5 protein-coding genes are annotated in these 4,812 nt (G+C 55.5%); 4 read left to right on the forward strand and 1 reads right to left on the reverse strand.

From position 1 onward, the window contains the following. The coding region (locus CYR55_RS22380) for an N-6 DNA methylase (RefSeq protein ID WP_241522211.1) at window positions 1-1,213 on the reverse strand (1,213 nt) is incomplete at its 3' end. Between the two features lie 143 nt (window positions 1,214-1,356). Here CYR55_RS22380 and CYR55_RS22385 point away from each other — a divergent pair. From CYR55_RS22385 to CYR55_RS23415, 4 genes are all read left to right on the forward strand, one after another. Continuing rightward, window positions 1,357-3,096, forward strand: coding sequence for a phage portal protein (locus CYR55_RS22385; protein ID WP_175580829.1), 1,740 nt, complete (start codon window positions 1,357-1,359; stop codon window positions 3,094-3,096). Next, window positions 3,093-4,130, forward strand: a complete 1,038-nt coding sequence (locus CYR55_RS22390) for a head processing protein (RefSeq protein WP_101818525.1) — start codon at window positions 3,093-3,095, stop codon at window positions 4,128-4,130. The genes CYR55_RS22385 and CYR55_RS22390 overlap by 4 nt, the downstream gene beginning before the upstream one ends. 151 nt (window positions 4,131-4,281) lie before the next feature. Further along, complete coding sequence (locus tag CYR55_RS22395) at window positions 4,282-4,518, forward strand: Acb2/Tad1 domain-containing protein (RefSeq protein WP_101818526.1); 237 nt, start codon at window positions 4,282-4,284, stop codon at window positions 4,516-4,518. A gap of 30 nt (window positions 4,519-4,548) precedes the next feature. Beyond that, window positions 4,549-4,812: hypothetical protein (locus CYR55_RS23415; RefSeq protein ID WP_146001025.1), on the forward strand; the 264-nt coding region annotated here is incomplete at its 3' end.

The following is a 4,812-nucleotide window of genomic DNA, read 5'->3' on the forward strand; positions in this document are numbered from 1 at the left end:
GGAGCGAAGCCGGGTTGCCCGTCACCTGGTTCAATTCATCCAGGTCAGCCACGCCATAGCGGCTCAAATCTACCTGCACCGGCGCGCCTGAGACATCCAGCACCCATTGGCCGCCAGTGAATTCATACCATTGACCGTTAATCTGGCGCTTCTCGCCCTCTACCGCCTTCATAACATGCGGCTCGTCGATGTTCAGCATGTCCCAGTCAATGCGACTTTCAAATTTGTGGATCAGCTTCTCTTTCAGCGCGCCAGGGGTGATCTGGTCGTTTTTGATGATAAGCCGCCCCTGGAAGCCCTGAGAGACTTCGCCATACACGAAACGCTTTCCATCCTGCTCAAACCATTTGCCGGTGATGAACTCTGGCCATAACACGTTGGCGCTGGCCAGCAGCTTGGCATCGGCCTGCATGATCAGGCTGGAAAGGGCTTCCGGATGTTTCTGGATGACCCACACGTCTACCGCAGTTGATGTGCCGTTCTCTTCAAACGTGCCGGAAGGCAGGCGGTGCGCGCCCAGGAACTCCGCCTTACGCGATACCTGCTCACGCAGTTTCTTCATGCGGCTGCCGCTGGTCATGCCATAAGGCACGATGATGCACGCGATCCCGCCAGGCTTAATTTTGTCGATCAGCCGCAGGATGAAATAGCGTCCAATATCCTTTTCCTTGGAGTATGCCTTGTCCAGGTTGAGGGTATCGCCGCGTGCATCGCCAAACGGCACGTTACCGACACAGCCATCAAAGCTGTTATCAGGCGCACTGGCGGCCAGCGTCTCAAACGGTGCCACCTTTACGGCGTCCTCCGGGTGCAGCAGCTGGTTGATGCGCCCTGACACCGGGCTGATTTCAGTCGCAGTCATGATCGTGCCGCGGGGCTTGGTTTCGTTGAACACGCCAACACCCGCGGACGGCTCCAACGTGTTACCGGCCTCCGCGCCGTAGAGCTTCATGATCTCCCACATCCCTTCAGCAACATGCTGCGGGGTATAATATTCATGGGTTGAGCCGCCGATACCGCCCTCACCGGTATAGCCCGCCAGGGTCTGCCGCTGCTCGTCTGTCAGCGCTGCGCCATCCGGCAGGCTGGCCAGCAGATCCAGCGCTTTCTGGTTTGCCTCTTTGCGGCTGCGCTCGATCGATACCCCCGCTACTTTTTTAACGCCAAAAATCACCGGCACCCGGCTGGTGGCCAGCGACCGGATGATCTGCACAATCTCCGCTACCGACCGGCAGCCCTGAATGGCTGCACTGATTTTATTCTTCAAATTTTCCGGCATTAAGCCCTCTCCAAAGTGAACATTTGCTAGGTTGCGGGCTAATTCTAAATTTTCTTACATCTAAGGTTGTGTCTCAGATGCCTAAATTTGCATATGACAACATTCGGAAGGCGTTAGAAGCGGCGTTGCCTGGCAGCTTGTCCAACAAGGGGGTACCGCTGGCACTGGGACCCACTGGCAGCGGGGGTAACGGTGTTGTTTACTCACGGTCGGGGCTGTTCGGTAATGAGGCGGCGGGCAAAGATTTCACTGACACCCTGGTAAACCCGGGCGGTGAGGTGCTGGAAGAAGCAGTACTGCCTGAAGACCGGCTTATGCGCTATCCGTTCCTGGAAGAGATGGTGACTTACCCCACGTTGGCGGCAGCCCTCAACATCCATATCTCCTACGCCTTTTCCATCGACAAGACGACGAACCTGTCATTTCGTTTGAAGCCGATCGGGAACAGTGAAGACAAGGATTTCAACATTGCCCAGGCGCTGTGTGATGAGCTGATGAATGACATCGGCCGCACTATCAATCAGGAGCTGCCGGGCTGGGCAACGATCATGGCGGTGTTCGGTACCGGATATGTTCGGCCGCACACCAAACCGAAAGTAGGGATCACCGGGTTTGAGTGCAATTACTACACGTTGCCCTATTTCATCCGGGAATATGAGGTAGGTGGCCAGCTGGCCGGCTTTACCGGGGATTACCTGAAGGACGCCAATGGTGCCCTGGTGTTTGCCAAGCCTTGGGAAATGGTGCCTATGCGTATTCCCTACTGGCGGCCGCGCAAAAACCAGATGCCGATGTACACCGGCACCGAGCAATTTAGCCTGCTCTCCGACCCTGAAAAGCGCGTACCTGTGGAGACGCAAAATTACGGGACCAGCCTGTTTGAGCACGCTTATGAGCCATATCTCAACCTCCGCACTGCTATCCGGTCAGTAAAAGCCACGCGCTTTAACGCCAGCAAAATCGACCGGCTGATCGGCGTGCAAATGTCCTCCCTGGATCCGGCGCGGGCGGCGGAGTACAGCCGTACCCTTTCCCAACAGCTTAAGCGCTCCGCTGACCAGGTGGAGAAGCGCGCGCGCGGGCACAAGACTGCGCCGACCGTGACCAACACCCTACTGCCGATCATGGGTGCCGATGGCAAAGGTACCCTGCAAATTGACACGCAGAGCATACCGGTAGACATCACCGCCATTGAGGACGTGATGTTTCACATCAAGCAGCTGGCCGCCAGCGTGGGCATTGACTACACCATGCTGGGCTTTGCTGACCAGATGTCCGGCGGGCTGGGTGAAGGCGGGTTCCTGCGCACGTCTATCCAGGCGGGCATGATCGCCAGCTGGCTGCGCGGCGGTGCCACAGAGTTGATTTACCGGATGTGTGACATTCACCTGGCGTTCAAATACGGCAAGGTTTACCCGCCTGGCCAGCGCCCGTATGAGGTCGAATTCAATTCAATGGCCACCAGCATCGAGCAGGAAGAAAACGCCGCAATGGATGGCCGCGCCAACTATGCCAGCGTGCTTGTGACTATCATCGATGCGATCTGCAATAACCCTTCCCTGGCCAAATCAGAAACGTTTAAGCAGCTGGTGATGGGCGACATCCTGAAGGTGCCGCAGGAGCGGCTGACCCTGCTGCTGAAAGAGATCAAAAGCGCCCCAAGCACTGAAGGCAACAACATGATGGAGAGCCTGGGCATCACCCCAACGTCTGCGATCAGTGATAGCGATTTGATCGCGATCATGAACACCCTTCCACGCGAAGAATTACAGGACGCACTGATCAGTGCATTCACAAACCAAGAGGTAACACCATGAGCCGTAAGGTACTTACTACCCACACTGACCGCTTTTCTCTGTACGAGAAAGTGCGCCAGGGCAAACAGAACAACCGTAACTACATGCTGGAAGCGGTGAAATCGATGATCAACAGCCCGGAAACCCAGGAAGGCCTGCGCCTGGGAGAACTCTACGGCTATTACGGCCATACCCGCCGCCAGATCACCGGCAATATGGAGCTGCCGGAGACGGCCGTAGTGATGGTAGAGGGCAAGCCAGTTGTCCTGGACAACGTGCCTTCAAACCGCACTATCGAACTCTCTGTTGATGAAGAGGGTGTGGTTACCCACACTGAGGAAATTTTCGAGACGCCAACCGGTAAGATCGTAGCTTCAATGCTGGAATCCCGCGCCGGTGGATGGTCATGGGTGACCACCGGCCGAGACTCCCCGGCCGTGTCTATCCCCAAGGCGTTCTATGGGTTCGATTACGTGACCATGCCTAATTTCATCAGCAAAGATCACCCGGCGGCCATGCATGAAAGCGCGGATTCCCGCAGCGCCGCCATGCTGGAATCTCTCGCACGCCATGGCTTCAGCAGTGACTCTGCCACCAGCATCATTGAGCATTATGATCTGCTGAGTCACCGCGAAGCCATGGTCGAAAGCCTGATGCGCGTTGAAGAGCTGGAAACCACCACGCTTATCGCCACCGGTCAGCTGCTGGCCAAAGAGCGTGAGCTTGAGGAAACCCGCGCTCTGCTGGAGTCCCTGCGTGGCCAAACGTCCCAACAGGGCAACATGCTGGAGAACCGGAAAAACATGCTGGCGAAGGCGCTGGATCGGCTGCCGGTGTTCGTGACCGAACGTCATCGATCGGCGCTGGCGAACATGCAAACCGAGGACGATTTAGCGGTTGCTGTTGCACTGTTCGAGTCCCTTTCCCGCCCTGAAATTCGCACGCTCCCACTGAATGAAAATGCATCCATTATGCATAGTCAGTCAGAGCGAAAACCGCAGAAGCTGGCAGGGCATGTTGTGTCATTCAATAGCGAAACGCCACACTTTGGCTAAAAATTAGTATCTTATGTTCGCCCGGCTCACCGCCGGGTGAATTTATTTAGAATTAGCCCCTTGATCCTCGCAGCGATCCAAGATTAAACTCCCCGCCGCACTACCGACCTACCGATCAGCTATCTGGACGTTTTTTTTGGAGATATTCCGCATGGAAAACCAGCACCGCCTGATCAAAAGCCACCGCGAATTGTCGGCCGAAGAAATTGCGCTGATGAATGAGGGAAAGGCACTTGAGTCCAGTGTTTTGGCATTTATTGACCGACTGGAAGAGAAGGGAAAAGCCGGAGACGTTGAGATTTATGGCCGCTGGCTGGCCATTGGCAAAACGGGGATCGAGCAAGGATTTATGGCGGTTATTCGCGCAATTGCGAAGCCCGGCCAATAAAAAAAGGGAAGGCCACCCGGAGGTGGCCTTGTGAAAAACTCTATCTATAAAACTGTCATGAATATACCAAAAAAAACCGCATCTTTCAAGGAAGTAGGTCTGTTAAACGGCTACGGTTTACGTCGTGCCATTGACGCCATTTCAAACAATTGCCTTGCTCGTTCAGCGCGTGTTGTCCTTTCCCAGGTGTGCAAAGAAGCAGCCAGCACCTCAGCTTTCAAAATCACCAAATCCCGCACCACTATGGCCGAAGAATGCGGTGTTACACCGGCCACCATCCGCCGTAATCTGCGT

Source organism: Chimaeribacter californicus (assembly GCF_002858675.1).
GTDB classification, from domain to species: domain Bacteria; phylum Pseudomonadota; class Gammaproteobacteria; order Enterobacterales; family Enterobacteriaceae; genus Chimaeribacter; species Chimaeribacter californicus.

Bases quoted from the DNA above. Each gene is read 5' to 3' on its own strand.
- CYR55_RS22385 (WP_175580829.1), top strand. From the start codon at position 1,357: ATGCCTAAATTTGCATATGACAACATTCGGAAGGCGTTAGAAGCGGCG.
- CYR55_RS22390 (WP_101818525.1), top strand. From the start codon at position 3,093: ATGAGCCGTAAGGTACTTACTACCCACACTGACCGCTTTTCTCTGTAC.
- CYR55_RS22395 (WP_101818526.1), top strand. From the start codon at position 4,282: ATGGAAAACCAGCACCGCCTGATCAAAAGCCACCGCGAATTGTCGGCC.